The organism is Kitasatospora sp. NPDC096128 (genome assembly GCF_040303105.1).
In the GTDB taxonomy this organism is placed as follows: domain Bacteria; phylum Actinomycetota; class Actinomycetes; order Streptomycetales; family Streptomycetaceae; genus Kitasatospora.
The window spans coordinates 34130-50503 of record NZ_JBEOSP010000020.1; the positions used below are offsets into that span (position 1 = coordinate 34130).

A 16374-nucleotide genomic window follows, 5' to 3' on the forward strand; every position below is an offset into this window, starting at 1 on the left:
GCGCAGCCGTGAACAGTGAGGACACCCCTGGGACAACCCTGGCCCAGCGGATCGAGAGCCTGCGCCGGGCCAACTCTCCCGCCGGGGGCCGGCCGGCCTCCGACGCCGAGGTGGCCACCGCCATCGCCAGTACCGGCGGCAGGATGAACGAGAACACCCTGTACCGGCTGCGCACCGGGCTGACCGTCAACCCGACCATGGAGACGCTCAGCCTCCTGGCCCGCTGGGGCGGGGTCACCCCGGACTTCTTCTTCCCCGACTGCGCGGGGGACGACCCGGCGCAGTACCGGGAGATCAAGACTGCGCTGGACCGCCCGGACGTGCGCCGGATCGCACTGCGGCTGGCCGACATGCCGCCCGACAGGGTCGCGGCGCTCGAACGGTTCCTCGAGGTTTCGTAGGCGGGGTTGCGGTACTCGTCCCGGCGGGCCGCGGTCCGGCTGGCGACCCCGCCCGGTCCGGGCCGGGCCCCGTCCCAGGGGGCGGAGGGCTGTACCGGGCCGCTGCGGCCTTCTCCCGCGGGCCGCGCGCCCGGTGCGCGCCGACGGGTGCGCTGTGCGCCGGTGTGCGCCGGGTGAGCTTTGCGCGGTGTCCGTGGTGCTCTCGTGCAATACCGCCATCCGGCGATCTCTGATTTCGTTCAGAGTGCACCGCCCGGCGCGTAGGACGCGGGGCCGGTGGCCGGGCGGCGACGTCCCGGCCGCGGCCCGGGCGGTCCCGCAGCTCACGAAGGAGGCCCCGCCATGTCCGTCATCACCGCGCCGCCGGCACCCGATACGCTCCGCGACTTCATGGTGGCGTGCCGTGACCGCATCGGTGCCTCCCAGGAGCAGGTGGCGGTCACGGTGGGGGTTTCGGGCCGCCACTACGGCGCGCTCGAACGCGGACGGGTGCGCAAGCCCAACCCCGTCCTGCTGACCCGGGTGGCCGAGGTGCTGCGGATGAGCCAGGACGAGCAGGACCGCATGCGCGACCTGCTCGAAGCCCTGCCCGCCGCCTGAGCGCCCCCGCACCACAGCGGCTGCGGGGCGGTGGCACCGCCGCACGCTAGGCCCCCGCCCCCGGCCGGAACTCGATGCGCCGGTAGAGGTCCAGGACCGCGTCCTGCAGGGGCAGGTCCACCGGCGGCGGCGCCACCGCGGGCCCGGTGCCGCTGTGGTGGCGGATCGCCAGCTCGTGGTCCACGCCGTGCCACCACCACCAGGACCAGGCGGTCAGGCTCTGCCACGCCCGCGCCTCCCGCTCCAGGCGCCTCACGCGCCCGGCCACGGCCAGCAGGTCGGCGGCCACCGCCTCCTCCCGCAGGCGCGGCAGGTCCTTCAGGAGCCGCTCCCAGTCGCCCAGCGGGTCCGCCGACCACGGCGCCCGGGCCCGGGCGCCGGCCATGAGGGCGCGCACCCGGCCCGCGGCGCACTCGCTGCGTTCGCACGCCGTCCCGGCCTCTCCCGGGCGGACGCGCCGCCTGGCCCGGCAGGCGGCCCGGCCCGCCCGCGCCGAACTCAGCCGCGGCCACCACCACCAGGCGGGACGGCCCGTGCGGCGGGCCAGCTCCCGCGCGTACGCCAGATGCTCCCGCCGACGCCCGAGGTCCCGGTTGCGGCCACGCTGTACCCGCACCGCGGCGGCCATCGCGGCAGCCGCCTGGGCCAAGTGCGCTGCGCGTGCGCGCAGCCGCGCCGAGGCCGGCCCGTCCTCGTGGAGCGCTTCGTGCCGCAGCGCCCGGGCCTCGAGGACCCGGACCGCGGCAAGCCGCCCGGCGGCCCGCACCGCGCTGCGCTCGGCCGCGGCCAGCTGGGCGTGCAGCTCAGCGGTACCGCGGTGGGCGTGCGGGCGCTCACCACGCCAGTCGAGGTCCTCGCACCGCGCTGAGCACGCGTGGGCGCCGCCGTCCCGTCCGCCAGAGGGTTCCGGCGGCGGGTCCCACCACTGCTCCAGCCCCCCACGGTCCGGGCGGGGCTGGGCCAGGCGCGTCATGCGGGCGGACAGGAGGCCGAACCAGGGGCCGTGGGCCCAGCGGGCGAGCAGGTCGTCCGCGTGGCCGGCCATCTCCCGTTCCACGGCGTCCAGGAGCACCGGGTCGGGCTCCGCGTCCCGTGCCAGGCGCTCGGCCTCGGCCTCGGGCAGGACGCCGCTGGCACGTGCGAAGTCCACGAACGCCCGGCCGTCCCGGTAGCGGGCGCGTTCCATCGCGTCGAGCTCGTCCAGCGCGCCGCGCTGGGCCAAAGCGGCGGCCACCAGGTCCTCCAGGGCGAGCTGGGCCAGGGGTTCCTGCGGGGCCTGGGCGCAGGTGAGCATCCGCCAGGCCGCCTCGGCCCGGTCGGTGGGGGCGTCCAACGCGAGGGCGGTGAGGCTGCCCGAGGAGCGCACGGCGTACAGATGGGCGCTCTCACGGTGGCGGATGAGGGTGTAGAGGGTGCTGCCGCACTGCCAGGAGGCCGTGACGTCGGCGCCGCCCTGTTCGGCTTCCCGCAGGGGTGCGCCGAGCTGGTCGGGGCCGAGCTGGCGCTCGCTCTCGGGCACGAGCAGCCAGGCTGCCCGGCCGGGGCCGTAACTGGCGCGAGGCTCCGGCGCCGGGACCGGGCGGCCGGGCGCGGGCATCAGCACCGCACCCCGCCGGCACGGGCGGGGTGGCGCCGCCGCGCGGGGCGGCCCCGCTCCACCGGATGCCTCACCCGCGCTCCTCCCCCGCTCCTGCGCCCCCACCGTCCCGGCCCCGGTGCGGGTTCAGCCCCGCGCCTGCCGGTGCTCGTAGCCGTCCTCGTCGTCGGCCCCGCCCTCCTGCGTCTGCCGTCCCAGCACCGCGTCCCACTCCTCGTCACCGACGTCGTCCCGGTTCACGCCCGTCTCCTGCCGCACTGTGTCTGGATCCCGGGGCGGCCGGCACTGGGGGGCCGCCGCCCCGGGAGGGGGACCGGTCCAGGGCGGGCCGGATCGCGTCCAACACTGCACCCCGGCACCCCGGCACCGCGCCGCGCCGCGCCCCGTGCCTCCCGGCCCACGGGAGACGACGGCACCGGATCCCGGCAGGCGGGATCACCGCCCTCCGCAGCCCCGGGCTCCGGCCGCCCCGGTGCCTTTGATAGGCCCAGGTACTTCGACGGCCTCCGCCCGGAGGGGCCGGGCGGCGCTGTCGATCCCGTGCCGCCGACCCGGGAGGCCCCGCACATGGCACTGACCGACCATCAGCTCTCCTCGCTGGCGGACTTCGCCGCCGCCCGCACCGACCGGCTGCGCTCCCAGCCGGTGGGGCTGGAGGAGATGCGCGGCCTTCTCGACGAGGGCCAGGCCACCGTGCTGGGCGAGTTCACCGGCGCCCCGGTGCGCTACCTCGACCGGTGGTGGCGCGCGGGCGAGGACTGCTGGGAGCCGCTGGAGGAGGCGGCGTGCGCCGTCCTGGACGAGGACGCCCGCCGCTGGGCCCTCGCCACACAGGCCCTGGACACGGCGGACCCGGCATGAGCACCCCGGCGTCGGCGTACGCGGAGGCAGCGCTGCTGGGGGCGATCCTGCAGGACCCGCGCCGGGCCCTGCAGGTACGCGACTGGATCCGGGCGGAGGACTTCGAGGGCTTCTGGGACCGGGAGATCTACCGGGCGCTGACCGACCACGGCCTCTACGCCCGCGCCGACGTCCTGGCCCAGCCCGCCCACCTGCGCGGCGCGGCGCTGCAGCACGCGGTCCTGGGACAGCTCTACCGCACCGCCGCCGTGCACGGCTGGCCGATGTCGGCCCAGACCTGGCAGGAGGTCGCCGCGTACGTCGCCTCGCTGCCGCTGCCCCACAACGTGCCCGACGCCGCGAACGCCGCCGCCTACGGCAGGGTGGTCGCCCAGGCCAGCCTGGAGCGCACGCTCGGCCCGGGCGGGGAGCTGGCGGAGCGGGCGGTGCTGGCGGCGGTGCTGGCCCGCCCCCAGGAGGCCGCGCGCCTCAAGGATCGGATCAAGGCCACCGACTTCGCCGACCCCGCCTACGGGCAGATGTACCGGCTGCTGGTGGAGGATGGCCTGGCCTCGCACCCGGCCGTGACGATCCGCCGTCCCGAGGACCGGCCGCAGGTCCTGGCGCAGCTTCTGTACCAGCAGCTGCAGCACAAGGCCGCGGTGGAGAAATGGGGGACGCCGCAGCAGTGGTGGCCGGTGGTGGCCCACCAGATCCGCGACCTGACCGGAGCTCACCGGGTCCCGCACCCCGAACAGGCTCTGCAGCTCGGCCAGCGGGTCCTGCAGTCCAGCATCCAGCGCCTGGTCGCCGCCAGCGGCGAAATGGTCGAGCGCACGCTCGACCATCCCGGCGCGCTGGCCGCCTCCACCCAGATCAACGAGACCCTCGCCCTGCTGCAGCGGCTGGAGGACCGGTGGGAGCAGGCGATGGGCCGCCCCGAAGGAGCCGGGGCCAGCCTGCCGCCCGCCGCCAGGCCCCGAAGCACCGAGCTGGCCTCCACCGAGGACGCGGTCCTGGGCTCGCTGCTGCGCGACCCGGGCCAGCTGGAGAGCATGCGCTGGCTGCAGGCCCAGGACTTCACCCAGCCGGGCCGCGCCGAGCTGTACACGGCGATCGTGCAGGCCGTCGACGCCGGCGGCACGATCGACCCTGTCCTGGTGGTCTGGGACGCCCACCGGCGCTGCGCCGACCCGCGGGCGATGGACGCCGACACGGTGTGGTCCATCAGCCAGCGCGGCCGGCCCGGCCTGGCCCGATCAGGCGCCAAGGAGCTGATGGTGGCCAGCATCCGCCACCACGTGCGCTCGGCCACCGGCGCGATCTCCCAGGCCGCCAGCGACCCCACCGCCGCGCCCGGGATGGTCATCGGCACCGCCCGCGGGCACCTGCAGCACGCCAGTGCCCAGGCCGCCCGCCTCGCGCTCGCGCAGCAGAGCACAGGCCCGGTGGTGTGGGCCCGGTGACACGCCGACCCGCCGGGCACACGGCGGCCGCGGTCCCCGCTCGGCTGCGGGCCCGCTGGCGCGACCTTCCCGTGCTCGCCGCCGTCCTCGCGAACGCCTTCGCCCCTCCCGGGGCGCGCCTGTGCCGGCTGTGGCGCCTGTTCGTCCCCTTCTGGCTGGTGCAGGCCGTCCTGCAGCAGGTCTCGGGAATGGTCCTGGCCGTGGGTCCGGCCACGGTGACTGTGCGTCAGAACGGGGCGTGGGGGCGCCGCGTGCTGCGGGGCGCGGTGGCGCTGCCGGCGGCCGTGCTGGGACTGTGGGTTGCGCTGCTGCCGCTCGTGGGGGCGGGGGCGCTGGCCGGTGCCGCCGGCGCGGGCGGCGGCTCGGCGCCGGCGGGCGCGCTGGCGGGCCTGGACGCGGGCGCGGGCCTGCTGGTGTGGCAGCTGGCCTTCCTGGCGCGGGCGGCGCCCGCGGGCGCGCAGTTGCGCCGTGTGCTGCGCCGCCTTCGGCGGGACGGGGCATGGGCGGAGGTGGCGTGCCTGGCGGGCGGGCGAGACGGGCAGGCCACCCGGGAGCTGGTGTTCGCGGTGCTGGCTTGGGCCGATGAACAGCGGGTAGGGCTGGCGGCAGTGCCCGCCACGCCGCAGCTGGCCCGCTCGTACGGGCGGGCGGGCTTTCGACCGGCGTTTCCCGGGGCGGCGGTGCTGGTGCGGGAGCCGCAGCACAGGATGGCGGGGCCCGAAGGGGCGCGGTGCCCGGTGGGGCGGGCTGCCGCGCCGCTCGTCATGCCTGCGCTGGCGCCGTGTCCGGCTGGGTCCAGGTCACCAGGAGCGCTGCGAGGGTGACGCCGGGGCCCAGGCCGAAAACCAGTCCGCGGGCGCCGTCGGCGGGCGCGGTGGCGTAGGTGCGGTCGAGGACGGAGAAGATCGTTGCGCCGCCGAGGTTGCCCTCTTGGGCCAGGACGTCGGCGGAGTGGGCGGTGAACGCCTCGTCGACGCCCAGGGCCCGGCCGAGCTTGGCGAGGATCTGCGGCCCGCCGGGATGCAGGACCCCGAAGTCCAGTCCCCCGGCGGCGACGTCGTCGAGCCACGTGCGCAGCGCAGGGGTCAGGTCACTGACGGAGCGCAGGGAGTCGCGGGTGCTCGCGAAGTGGTCGCCCAAGTAGTCGGTCTCCTTCTGGTAGCGGTGCAGGGTGCCGGGCAGCGTGATCTCCTTGCTGTGGTCGATGCGCAGACACGCCTCGCGGCCCAGCGGGCGGGTGGCGACGACGGCCGCGGCCACGGCGTCACCCCACAGCGCTTTGAAGATCTGGTCGTCCAGGGACGTCCTGCTGCGCTGGTGGATGGAGGACAGGTGCTCGGCGGCCACCACGACGACGTTGTGGTCGGGGTGGCGGGCCAGGTACTCCTCCGCGGTGATCAGCACCAGGGCGCCGCCCATGCAGGCGGCTTGGGCCGTGGCCCGCAGCCGTGTGTCGGGGCGCAGGCCGAGGGTGTTCAGCAGGTGCTGGTGCAGGCCGGGCAGCATGTCGCCGGTGGCGCTGGTGACGATGAGGCAGTCGACCTGCTCCGGTCGCAGGCCGGCGGCTTCGACGGCCTGGCGGACGGCTTCCTCGGCTGCGGGCAGAAGCGTGTCCAGGACGTGGCGTTTGCGTTCGGCTGCGGTGCGCTCGGCGGTGACGGAGGTGTAGTCGTGGAAGTAGCGGCGGGTACCGGGCAGGTTGGCCGTCGCCCTCCTGATCTTGTCCGCGTCGGGGTTGTCGGGGTCCTGAGCGAGGATGTCGTCGCGTATCTGGGAGGCCGGCACGACGTGAGGGCCGCGCACGAGGGCGGGGCGTGTGATGTAGGCGGCTGGGGCGGTCACGGGGGTGTGTGTCCTTCGGGGGATGGCCGGCGATACGCGGCGGGGCCGCGCACCTGGCTGGCGGGGCCCGCTTCCTGCGGCGGGGCAGGAAGGGGGCGCGTGGAAGAACGTGCCTGCTGTTTCCGGTCGGGACCGCAGGCACGGGTGGTGCAGGGGGCTTAGCGGGAGAAGCGGCGCCTAGGCGCCGCTGGGGCGCGGCCTGGCCGAGGGCTGGTGCGTTCGGCCGGTTCGGGCAGCCGTCGGAAGGCCCCGGGGGGACGCGGGGCCGACGTGCCGGCGCCGGGTGGGCGCGGACACAGCGCCGGGGCAGGGTTCCGGTCGGCCGCACGGGGTCGCCGCGGCGCCGGGTGGTGGGCGCGCGTGGTCCGTGTGGCCAGGGCGGCATGGCTGCGCGACATCCTCGTCCCCCAGTGGCATGGATGCTGGTCTGATTCACGCTATCGGGGGGCACAAGAGCGCATTCGTACCGGCCGGTATGCGCGGCGGGCCGCTGCCGTGCGTGTGATCCGGGCCGTCATGTCCTATTGGTGAAAGGCAGGTTGGTGGCGGCGGCGCGGTCCTTGCCCCGTCCGGCGGGTGTTGTCGCAGGGCGGGCCCTGCGGCTCGGGCGCGGATACGGCTGGCGGGGGTGTCAGGCGGGTGCGGTGCCGGCGGTGTGGGTCACCTTGTGGAGCTCGAAGTCGTCGAGGAGCCGGGCGAGCGTGGCTTCGTCGCCCTGGCGCGGGGCGCCGCGCACGACGAGTTCGCACAGGCATGACAGCGCCAGTTCGACGGCGGCCGACAGCACCGACATCAGCGCGGCGTGAGGGGTGGGGCCGTGGGCGAGCGCGCGCACGAGCGGGCCCAGGGCGCTTTCGTGCAGGGGCCTGCCCGTGGGCAGCTGTTCAGCCATGGCCAGGCGGGCCAGTTCTACGCTGGTGTGGCAGTGGGGATGGGCGCCGACGGCGAGCAGATCCCAGTCGTGGCGGTCGAGGGCCGCGGTGATCGCGCGTGCCTGCTCCGGCACCGGGGCGCAGGGCGCGACGGGCGGCCAGCGGTCGGCAGCCGACTCCCGGGGGTCGGGGGCTGCTGCCCTCAGTGCCGCGTAGGAGAGGCGGGCGAGGGCTCCGACGGTGGCCAGGGCCGCGTCGTGGGCGGTGAGCGCAGGATGCTGCGCGGCCAGGAGCGCCATGGCTTCGTCGGCTGCGGGCAGGAGGGGGCGGCCCGCGCTGGCGCAGCGTATGAGGTGCACGGCGTGGAGCTCGGCGTGCCCGTACAGGCGCCGGTAGTGCTGGGCAGTCATGGTCGCACTCTTTGCTCCGCGGCTTTCCCCTTGGCCCGGTGGCGGGCCAACGCTTGTGGCAGCTGGGGTGGTTGGGGTGGTGTCGGATGCACACCGTATCGCGCGGCGGGCGGGCTCCGTAGGGCGGGCGGGGCTCGAGTGGACGGCAGCGCGGTGCACCCGGGGTGGCGCGGTGCGGCGGCGGGGTCAGCCGGGCGTGCCGACGGCGGGTGCCGTGGGCTGGGGGCTCTGCGGACGGGGGGCGGTGGTCCTGCCGGGAGTGGACTTGTCCGTGCTCTCGCGCTTCCTGCGGCGGGCGGCGCGCCGGCGGCTGGCACACAGTTCGTCTTCGTCCAGACCTCCCCATACGCCGCAGTTTTGGCCGGTCTCCAGAGCCCAGGTCAGGCACTCGGCGCGTACCGGGCAGCGCTTGCAGACGGCTTTGGCCTGGCTGGTCTGGTTGGTGACCGTGCCGGAGGGGCCGAAGGGGAAGAAGAGCTCGGGGTCCTCCTCCCGGCACTGGGCCCGGCGGCGCCAGTCTGCGGCGCGCACGCCCTGGTGGGGGCCGGTCACCGCACACCTCGCTGGGGTGCCGAAGGGGCCGGGCGTGCCGTCTGCTGGCGGGCCTGCGGGTGGGCGGACGCACGTGCCGGCGCCACGGGCGCTGGTGCGGGCGGTGCGGGGTTGAGGTTCTCGGTGAGGCGTTCGGTGAGGGTGCGGCGGTGTGCGGCCAGGCGCTCGAGTCCGTCGTCGGCCGGCTGCCGGGGGGCGGGCAGGTCCATCACGGCCCGCAGTACGCGCATGGCCGCCTGGGCGGCGGGCCATTCGCGGCCTTGCAGGTCCTCCCACCGCTGCTGGGCTTTGGCCGCCAGTTCGCGGGCGGCGGCGAGGTCCTCATTGCTGGGTCGGTGCATCTCGGAGGGGTCGGCGGCGCGGGCGGTGAGGTGGTCGAGCTGGTTGCTGGCCGCGGCGTAGGCGGTGCGTGCCTGTGTCAGGGTGCGGGCGTCGACGCCGCGGAACAGGTCTTCGTACAGGTGGTGGGTCGGGCGGGGGATGTGAGCGGCCACGGTGGCGCGCACGGTACGGCGCTGCTGCTCGAGGGTCTGGTCCACGACGCGTCTGGCGCTGTCGTAGGTGTTCAGGAGCGCGGCCTGCCCGGCGGCGTGGGCCTCCCAGCCCTGTGCGCCGTGTTCCTGCTCGGAGCGGCCCGCCGCTTCGGCGGAGCGCTGGGCCGCGTCGTGGATGGGGATCTCCAGTGCGTCGGCGGCGTTCTCGGCGCGGGCCAGGGCGTACAGGCGGCCCAGGATGGCGTGGCGGCCCTGCACTTCGTAGGCCAGTTCCTCGGCGGCCCGCACGCTCCCGGTGTCGCCGGCGGACCTCGTTCCGGCCTCCGCTTCCCGGCGGGCATGGGCGGCGTAGTCGAATGCGCTGTTGAGGAACTCGTCGCAGTCGCGGCCGTCCCGGGCTGCGGAGGGCACCATGCGGCGCCACAGGAGCGCGGCCTGGACGTCGCTCGCGGGCTGGGCGGGCAGCTGCACCTCGACGCTGCCGCGGGTGCGGGCGACGGTGTTCTCCAGCCGGGTGCGGGTCGTCTCGTCGAATCCCCAACGGTCCAGCGCCTCGCGGGCGGCGTCCTCCAGCAGCGCCCGGGCGTCCACCGGGTCGTCGGCGGCAGCGGCGGCGTCCGGGTCCGGGCCTGTGTCGCGGCCGGGCGCGGTGCCGCGCGCGGGTGCGGGTGCGGGCGCGGGCGGACGGGCGCTGAGCGGGCCGGTGGCGGCCAGCTGCTCCAGGTACCACTGGGCGGCGGCCCGTACGGCGGGCTCGCGGTGCGGCGCACGGTCCAGGAGTTGGGCGTTGGCGCGCAGCAGGGCCGGGTCGGCCTGCGGCGCCGGGGTGCCGGCCTGGCGGATCGCGCGGGTGACGGCGAATGCCGACCAGCTGAAGCTGTGCCGTCCCTCGCCACCGGGCGTGGCCGCCTCGGCGAGGCGGTCCAGGACCTGGGCCTCGGGAAGCGGCAGGCGCGGGCCGAAGGCGGCGCCCCACGCGGTCCCGGCCCGTTCCCAGGAGGGCTCGTCGTCCTCCCACTCCGCCGGGTCGCCGGGCGGGTAGAGGCGGTGTTCGAGCCACTGGGCCTGGGCGTGGTCGAGCAGGCTGCGGCGCGGGTCGTCGTGCGCGAGCTCGCGCAGGGCCCGGTCGAGGATCTCGGCGGGCTGGCACGGTGTCAGCCGGCCGTCGTCGAAGGCGCTGTCGGTGAGCACCTCGAGGTGGCCGGCGCGGTCGTGGCGCAGGAAGAACTCGGCGGCGAGGAACGGGTCGCCGGTGAGCAGCGTGGGGCCTTCGGCACCGGCGAGGCGGTAGTCGGTGTAGACGCTGGTGAGCGCGTAGTGCGCGGGCTGGGGTTGTGCTGGCGCCGCCATGGTGGGGTTTCCCTCTGCTGCCGGGGGCCGCGGTCACCCCCGAGGTTGCGGGGGGCGGGCCGGGGTGGGCCATCTGGGCGGGGGCGCGCTCCCGGTGCGCGGGAGCGGCGCGCGGCCCCTCCCCCGGGGCGGGATGCCAGCGCGCCGGGCGGGCCGGGGCAGGTCAGCGGCGGCGCCGCGGCCCGGGGCGGCGCGGGCGCCCCGGGGAGCCGGGGCGTGCAGGCCGGGCGGGTGCCGGGCAGGCGGTGGCGGCCTGCTGGGCGGCGGCTTGCAGGCGTTGGCGGTCGGCCTCGCGGCGCAGGCGCAGCAGATGGAGGCGGTCGTCGATGCGGGCGCGCTGGTAGAGGTCGAGGGCGCGGGCCAGGTGCTGGCGTTCGTCGGCGGTGTGGTCCTCGCGGGCAGGGCCGAGGGGGTGCGGGTCGGTGATGCCCAGGCGTATGCGGTAGTCGGCGATGGCGGCGACCAGGCGCTGGTAGAGGTGCTGCTGGGCGGTGTCGTCCTCGTCGGGGGCGGGGATCTGCTCGACCCATTCCTCGGGGGCCGCGGTGTCGGTGAGGGCGGCGGCGAGGGCGGCGAGGGCGAGGCGTTCGGCCTGGGGCAGCAGGGGCTGGACGGCGGGCAGGCGGGCGGGGCCGGCGGCGGGTGCGGGCTGCCGGTCGGCCGGGCGCGGTGGTGCGTCGGGGTGGGGTGCGGCGGCGGCGCGCAGCAGGTGCAGGCGGGCCAAGTGGGCCAGGGCTTGGCGGGCCAGGTCGCCGGGCCCGAAGTGGCGGTGCTGGTGGGCGGTGCGGATGCGGTGGCGCAGGGTGTGGATGCGCTGTTCGAGGCTGTCGTAGGCGGCGCCTTGGAGGGGGTCCTCGGGGCGGGGGCCGAGGCCGGGGGTGGTGTCGGGGACGGAGTTGACGGCGCGCCAGGCGTCCAGGAGGGCGGCGGTGCGTTCCCAGTCGGCGCGCAGCGCGGCCCCGGCCTGGGCCGGCGGGAGGGGGCCGAGCGGGCGGGCCCAGGGCGGGGTGTCGGCGGCGAGCTGGGCGCCGCGGGCGGCCAGGTGGCGGTCGATGATGTCGCGGCGCTCGGTGAGGTGGTGGCGCCAGCGGGCCGGGGTGAGGTGGTCGGCCAGGGCTGCGGTGGGGGTGAGCCAGTGGGGCAGGTCGCCGCCGGGTTTGGTGTGGGCCCGGTGGTCGGGCAGGCGGTGGCGCAGGCGGCGTTCGGCGTGGATGCGGGCGGTGACGGCATCCGCGCGCTGCCAGGCGTGGTGGGCCGCCTCGGTGCGCCGGCGGGCGCGGTGGAGGTGCTCGCGGGCGGCGGCCGGCGGGTCGGCGCTGTGGGCCGGGGAGTGGCCTTGGCGGCGTTGGTAGTCCTCCCGTGCCCGGTCGCGCCAGGGCATGGCCCGGCGTAGGCGGTGTTCGTCGCGCAGGCCGGCGAGGGTGTGCGCGGCGGTGAGTTCGGTGCGGTGGTCGCCTTCGTCGGCGGCGCGGCGCGCGGTGCGGCGGGTGGCGGCGAGGCGGTGGGCGAGGTCGGGTGCGGTGAGCGGGCCGTGGGGGCGTTCGGGCCAGGGGGCGTGGCGGCGCCCATGGGCGGTGACGGGCTTGGGCTGGGAGGCGAGTTGAGCGTCGGCGGCGTGCAGTTCGGTCAGGGCCCGGGCGCGGTGGTCGGCTGCGAGGGCGGCCAGGCGTTCGAGCTGGGCGTCGTCGAGGGCGCGCAGCAGGCGCCGGTTGGGGTGGGGGTCGGCGTCGGCCTGGGCTTCGGCGGCGCGGGCGGCCTTGACGCGGCGGTCGATGCGCCAGGCCAGGGCGGCGCCGGGCACGTCGGCGCCCGTGAGGGTGCCTTCGGCGTGGGCGGCGGCGAGGATCCGTGCCGGGGTGAAGCCGGCTTGTTCGGCGCGGGCGAGGGCGCCTGCGACGGCGGTGAAGGCGCCGTCGTAGTCGAGGCGGGCGGCGGCGGGCCCCAGCGTCTGGTGGGCGGCGGCGCGGTAGCGCAGCTCGTCTGCGCGCTGGGCCGCGTCCTGGTACTCGGCGGCCAACTGGACGATGCCCCAGGCGCGTTGCTGTTCCTCGCGCAGGCTCTGGCGGGCGCTCTTGGAGTAGGCGCTGTGGGCGGCGATCCGCTCCAGGACGCGTCCGAGGTCCTGGTCGTCCTCGAGGGCGATGTAGAGGCGGTTGCCGGCCCGGCCGCGGGTGGCCGCGACGTAGGCGGCCTCGCGGGTGGTGCGGGCGGTCAGCAGGGCGTGGGAGCGCTCGACGGTCATGCCCTGGGCGCGGTGGATGGTGGAGGCGTAGCCGAGTTCGCAGTGCTCGGTGAGGTAGTCGGCGGGCAGGGTGAGGCGGCCGTGGTGGCCGGTGTGGCGCACGATGGCGTCGCCGCGCCGGGTGTAGCCCGCGAGGCACCACACGTCGCCGTTCTTGACGAAGTCCTTGCCGCCCCGGCATACGAGCGTGCGCTGGTTGCGGCGGGTGACGATGAGGTCGCCGGGGTGGGCGAGGTGGCCGTCGCGCAGGCGGGCGGCGGGCTTGAGGCGGGCGGGGCGGATGTCGCCGCGGGCCAGCCGGTGGGCCTGGGCGCGGGTGTTGAGGCGGGCGACCAGGTCGCGGTCGGGGGCCATCATCAGGGTGTGGTGGCCGGCGTCGAGGTCGGTGCGCCAGGCGGTGAAGACGGCGTCGAGCATGTCGGTGGTGGTGCCGCCGGCGACGCGGCCGTGCTCGCGGTACCAGGTGAAGGCGGTGTGGGGGGTGCCGTCGCGCAGGGCGAGGGAGGCGTCGGCTTCCCCGCGGGTGCGGAAGCGGTGGACGGCGGTGAGGTGCAGAGCGCCGACCTCGGTCTGCAGCAGGCGCAGGGCGCCACCGGATTCGACGGCGGCGAGCTGGGAGGGGTCGCCGATCAGGCGCACGTGGGCGCCGGCGTCCTTAGCGCGGGCGGTGATCTGGGCGAGGTCGAGGGTGGCGGCCATGCCGGCCTCGTCCACCAGGACGACGTCGCCCGGGCGCAGGCGCTCGCCGTGGGGCAGGACCAGGCGGCCGTGGTCGGCGAGCTTTTGGCGGCGCAGCCACAGGTGCAGGGTGTGCGCGTCGTGTCCGATCTCGGTGCCCAGGACGTGGGCGGCGCGGGCGGAGGGGGCCAGGGCGATGACGCGCCGTCCGGCGGCGGTGATCGCGGCCGTGGCCAGGCGCATGGCGGTGGTCTTGCCGGCGCCGGCGGGGCCGATCGCTGCGACCAGGCGCCGGTCCGCGGTGGCGAAGGCCTCGGCCATGGCCCTCTGCCCGGCGTCCAGGGGCCCTTGATGGCGCTCGAGGACGCGGGTGAAAGTGGCGTGGTCGCAGGCCGCGGGGATGCGGGCGCGGGCGGCGGCGACGATGCGGTCCTCGGCGGCCAGCAGGGCGCGGGTGGTGTAGAGCTCGCCTTGGCGGTGCCGGTAGATGCTGGTGCCGTCCGGGCGCGCCAGGGGCGCGAAGGGCGGGTTGATGTCGGGTGGGGTGAGGTCGACGCACACACGGGCCAGGGCGTGGTCGGTGATGCGTTCGGCCCATCCCTGGCCGCCGCGCCCGCGGGTGGTGCGGGTGGTGTAGCGGCGGGCCTCGGCGAGGATGTGGCGCCGTGAGAAGACGGCCCGGTGCCGGGAGACCGCGCCGACGACGTCGCGGGCGGCGAGGTAGAGGTCGAGTTCGGGCGGGGACTGGTCGCCGTGGAGGTTGCGGGCTGCGGTGCGGGCGGTGGTGAGCAGGTCGTCGACGCGTTGTTCGCCGGCGGCTTCGACGGCCTGGTGGCGCCAGATCCGCAGGAGTGTGTGCAGCGGCCTGGCCTGCTTCTTGGCGGGGCGGGTCTGGCGGGCGGCCTGGTCCATCAGCGCGATGCGCGTCTTGGCGTCCGGCTGGCGGCCGTGGCGCTGCCGGTAGTCGTCCGCCAGCTGCTCGAGGCGTTCGCGGATCGCGCGGGCGCGCACGCCGTCGGCGCCGTACAGGGCGGGGTCGACGCCGGCGATCTCCATCACGGGCCTGCGCCCGGGCGCCGGGATCCGTTCCTCGACGGCCAGGTCCAGCCTGGTGCAGATCCGGCGCAGGACCTCCTCGTTGTACAGCTCGGAGGCGGCGACCATCTGGGCCAGCAGCAGGCGTCCGTCGATGGTGCGCCAGCGCCCGTCGGCGGCCTGGACCCGGTTGGCGATCAGCACGTGGTCGTGGAGAAGCGCCTGGCCGCAGCGGTTGTCGAAGTGCCGGAACTGGGCGGCGACCAGACCGCCGGGCACATCCTGCTGGGCGATGCCTCCCTTGCCCGAGCGGGTGGCCAGCGCGTGGTCCTCGATCCACGCCAGCGTGATGGCGATGGCCTCGTCGTGGGCCTGCTCGACCGCCGCGCGCACGCTCTCGTCGCCCAGTGCCCACAGCTGGTCCACGCTGGAGGGCGGCCGGAAGACGGGGTGCCAGGCGGCCACCGGTTGGCGCGCCGGGCGCAGTTGGCGGGCGATGTAGCGGCCCAGTTCGGCACCGTTCTTGGGGTCCCTGCGGTACTCGGCGCGAAAGGCGCGGGCGCCTTCGCTCCAGCGCGCCTGCTGCTGCTCCTTCGCGGTGGCCGCCCGGCCGGTCCTGGCTTCCAGGGCGGCGATCTTCCCCTGGATCGCCGTGGCGAGTTCGGTCGGTGTGCTGCCGAACTGGTAGTACGCGGCGCCCAGCCGGGCAGCGCGCACGGCCTTGCGCGCACTGTCGCCGGCGCGCAGCCGCTCGGCGGTGATCTCCTCGGCCCGGGGGTGCAGGCCCTCCCCGTACAGGGCCCGCATCTGAGGCTCGGTCACCGTTCCCGCAACGCCCAGCACGGTGGCCGCCCGGCCCACCCACCGGCCGGGCGGAATCCCGGCGGTCCTCTGGTGCTCGGCCAGGTCCCGGCCGCCCACACGCAGCTCGTCCCCGGTGGCGATCTGGCGCGCGAAATAGCGCCAGCCGTCCCCGGCGGTGAGCCTGCCCGTGTCCACGGTCACCGCCCCACCGTCGAAGCGGCCCGCCGAAGATGCAAGAGCTGTCAGGAACTTGACCCCCTCGCCAACGCCGGTGCGCACGGTGGCGCGAGGGGCCCGCACCCCTGGCCGGTGACGGCCGCCGTCGGTGTTCGCGCTGGCCGCGGGTGGTGGGCCCGCTGTGGGGGGCGGTGGTGGTGGAGAGCTGAGGGGGGTGAGGGGGTGTGTCGTCGGGTGGGAAGTTCTCGTTGGGGCGGTGCGGCGGATTCCGTCCTGCGGGATCCGGGGGCGGGGCGGGTTGGGGGTGGGGCGGGTGTGGGGGTTGCGTGGGGTCGGCGGTGCCCCGGGTGGGTGTCGCGTGGTGGCTGTCGGTCCGTGAGGGGCCGGTGGGGCCGGGGTGAGGGAGCGGGGTGGTGGCGGTGGCGACGCGGAAGTCGGCGGCGTCGGTGGCGGCGCGCCAGCGTGCCCGGGATCTGCGGGTGAGGTTCCTGGAGCGGGAGCAGAAGCTGCTGGAAGCGGCGGAGGAGTTCCTGGCCGGTCGGGAGAGCACCGGTAAGGCGGTGGAGGGGATCGGGCGTCAGATCGTCAGGGTGGAGGTGGAGTGGGAGCGTCAGCTGGTGCGGGTGCGGGAGGAGCGGGCGCGTCAGATCGAGGGGTTGGAGGGTGAGCGGGTGCGGGAGGAGCGGGAGGGGTGGGAGCGGGGGGCTCGGGTGGCGGCGCGGATGCGGGGGCTCGGGGTGAAGGAAGGGGAGGTGGCCGAGCGGTTGGGTGTGGAGTTGGGTGAGGTGCGGCGGATGGTGGCGTGGGTGAAGGGGCAGGGGGCGAAGCGGGTGCCTGGCGCGGTGCCGGGTGGGGAGGCGGGGCCGGGGGGCGGGGCGCGGGGGGTTGTGCCGGCTTCGGTCACTTCGGTCGCTGCCGCGGGCGTGCCCGGCGCGGGGGCGGGCGGGGCCTGGGCGGGGGCGCGGCCTGGTGCGGACGGGGCGGGGGCGTGATGAGGGCGGCCGCTCGGGTGCG

At 76.5% G+C, this 16374-nt stretch carries 11 protein-coding genes and 1 pseudogene; 6 read left to right on the forward strand and 6 right to left on the reverse strand.

The features are described from left to right. Positions 1-8 precede the first annotated feature (8 nt). Positions 9-401, forward strand: a complete 393-nt coding sequence (locus ABTY61_RS22650; protein WP_350506847.1) for a hypothetical protein — start codon at positions 9-11, stop codon at positions 399-401. A 342-nt stretch (positions 402-743) separates the two neighbouring features. Beyond that, the gene (locus ABTY61_RS22655) at positions 744-1001 is read left to right on the forward strand and encodes a helix-turn-helix transcriptional regulator (protein WP_350506848.1); all 258 of its coding nucleotides are present in this window, start codon (positions 744-746) and stop codon (positions 999-1001) included. 46 nt (positions 1002-1047) lie between these two features. Here the strand turns inward: ABTY61_RS22655 and ABTY61_RS22660 are convergent, their stop codons facing one another. Next, positions 1048-2520, reverse strand: a complete 1473-nt coding sequence (locus ABTY61_RS22660; protein WP_350506849.1) for a hypothetical protein — start codon at positions 2518-2520, stop codon at positions 1048-1050. 645 nt (positions 2521-3165) lie between these two features. Here ABTY61_RS22660 and ABTY61_RS22665 point away from each other — a divergent pair. The 3 genes from ABTY61_RS22665 to ABTY61_RS22675 all read left to right on the forward strand — a co-directional run bounded on the left by ABTY61_RS22665 (position 3166) and on the right by ABTY61_RS22675 (position 5728). Beyond that, entirely contained in the window at positions 3166-3459 is a 294-nt protein-coding gene (locus ABTY61_RS22665) for a hypothetical protein (protein ID WP_350506850.1), read from the forward strand. Continuing rightward, positions 3456-4904: a DnaB-like helicase N-terminal domain-containing protein gene (locus tag ABTY61_RS22670; protein WP_350506851.1), complete on the forward strand. Its 1449-nt coding sequence runs from the start codon at positions 3456-3458 to the stop codon at positions 4902-4904. Before ABTY61_RS22665 ends, ABTY61_RS22670 begins: the two co-directional genes overlap by 4 nt. A gap of 71 nt (positions 4905-4975) precedes the next feature. Further along, the gene (locus ABTY61_RS22675; protein WP_350506852.1) at positions 4976-5728 is read left to right on the forward strand and encodes a hypothetical protein; all 753 of its coding nucleotides are present in this window, start codon (positions 4976-4978) and stop codon (positions 5726-5728) included. Here ABTY61_RS22675 and ABTY61_RS22680 read toward each other — a convergent pair. The 5 genes and pseudogenes from ABTY61_RS22680 to mobF form a co-directional block, all read right to left on the reverse strand. Continuing rightward, on the reverse strand, positions 5667-6746 hold the full coding sequence (locus ABTY61_RS22680; protein ID WP_350506853.1) for a beta-ketoacyl-[acyl-carrier-protein] synthase family protein: 1080 nt from the start codon (positions 6744-6746) through the stop codon (positions 5667-5669). The two genes, ABTY61_RS22675 and ABTY61_RS22680, sit on opposite strands and share 62 nt — an antisense overlap. 631 nt (positions 6747-7377) lie before the next feature. Further along, the gene (locus ABTY61_RS22685) at positions 7378-8028 is read right to left on the reverse strand and encodes a hypothetical protein (RefSeq protein ID WP_350506854.1); all 651 of its coding nucleotides are present in this window, start codon (positions 8026-8028) and stop codon (positions 7378-7380) included. 270 nt (positions 8029-8298) lie between these two features. After that, a pseudogene (locus ABTY61_RS22690) lies at positions 8299-8559 on the reverse strand (WhiB family transcriptional regulator); the annotation flags it as partial. 17 nt (positions 8560-8576) lie between these two features. Continuing rightward, complete coding sequence (locus tag ABTY61_RS22695) at positions 8577-10424, reverse strand: amino acid adenylation domain-containing protein (protein ID WP_350506855.1); 1848 nt, start codon at positions 10422-10424, stop codon at positions 8577-8579. A 163-nt stretch (positions 10425-10587) separates the two neighbouring features. After that, positions 10588-15384 (reverse strand): MobF family relaxase, encoded by a 4797-nt coding sequence (gene mobF / locus ABTY61_RS22700; RefSeq protein WP_350506856.1) that lies wholly within the window; start codon positions 15382-15384, stop codon positions 10588-10590. Positions 15385-15773: 389 nt separating this feature from the next. On the opposite strand from mobF, the gene ABTY61_RS22705 reads away from it, so the two are divergent. Then, complete coding sequence (locus tag ABTY61_RS22705; protein ID WP_350506857.1) at positions 15774-16352, forward strand: hypothetical protein; 579 nt, start codon at positions 15774-15776, stop codon at positions 16350-16352. The last annotated feature ends 22 nt before the right edge of the window (positions 16353-16374 follow it).

What these genes read in the sequence shown, in the direction of transcription:
- ABTY61_RS22655 (WP_350506848.1), top strand. Translation starts at nt 744, where the DNA reads ATGTCCGTCATCACCGCGCCGCCGGCACCCGATACGCTCCGCGACTTC.
- ABTY61_RS22665 (WP_350506850.1), top strand. Translation starts at nt 3,166, where the DNA reads ATGGCACTGACCGACCATCAGCTCTCCTCGCTGGCGGACTTCGCCGCC.
- ABTY61_RS22670 (WP_350506851.1), top strand. Translation starts at nt 3,456, where the DNA reads ATGAGCACCCCGGCGTCGGCGTACGCGGAGGCAGCGCTGCTGGGGGCG.
- ABTY61_RS22685 (WP_350506854.1), bottom strand. Translation starts at nt 8,028, where the DNA reads ATGACTGCCCAGCACTACCGGCGCCTGTACGGGCACGCCGAGCTCCAC.
- ABTY61_RS22695 (WP_350506855.1), bottom strand. Translation starts at nt 10,424, where the DNA reads ATGGCGGCGCCAGCACAACCCCAGCCCGCGCACTACGCGCTCACCAGC.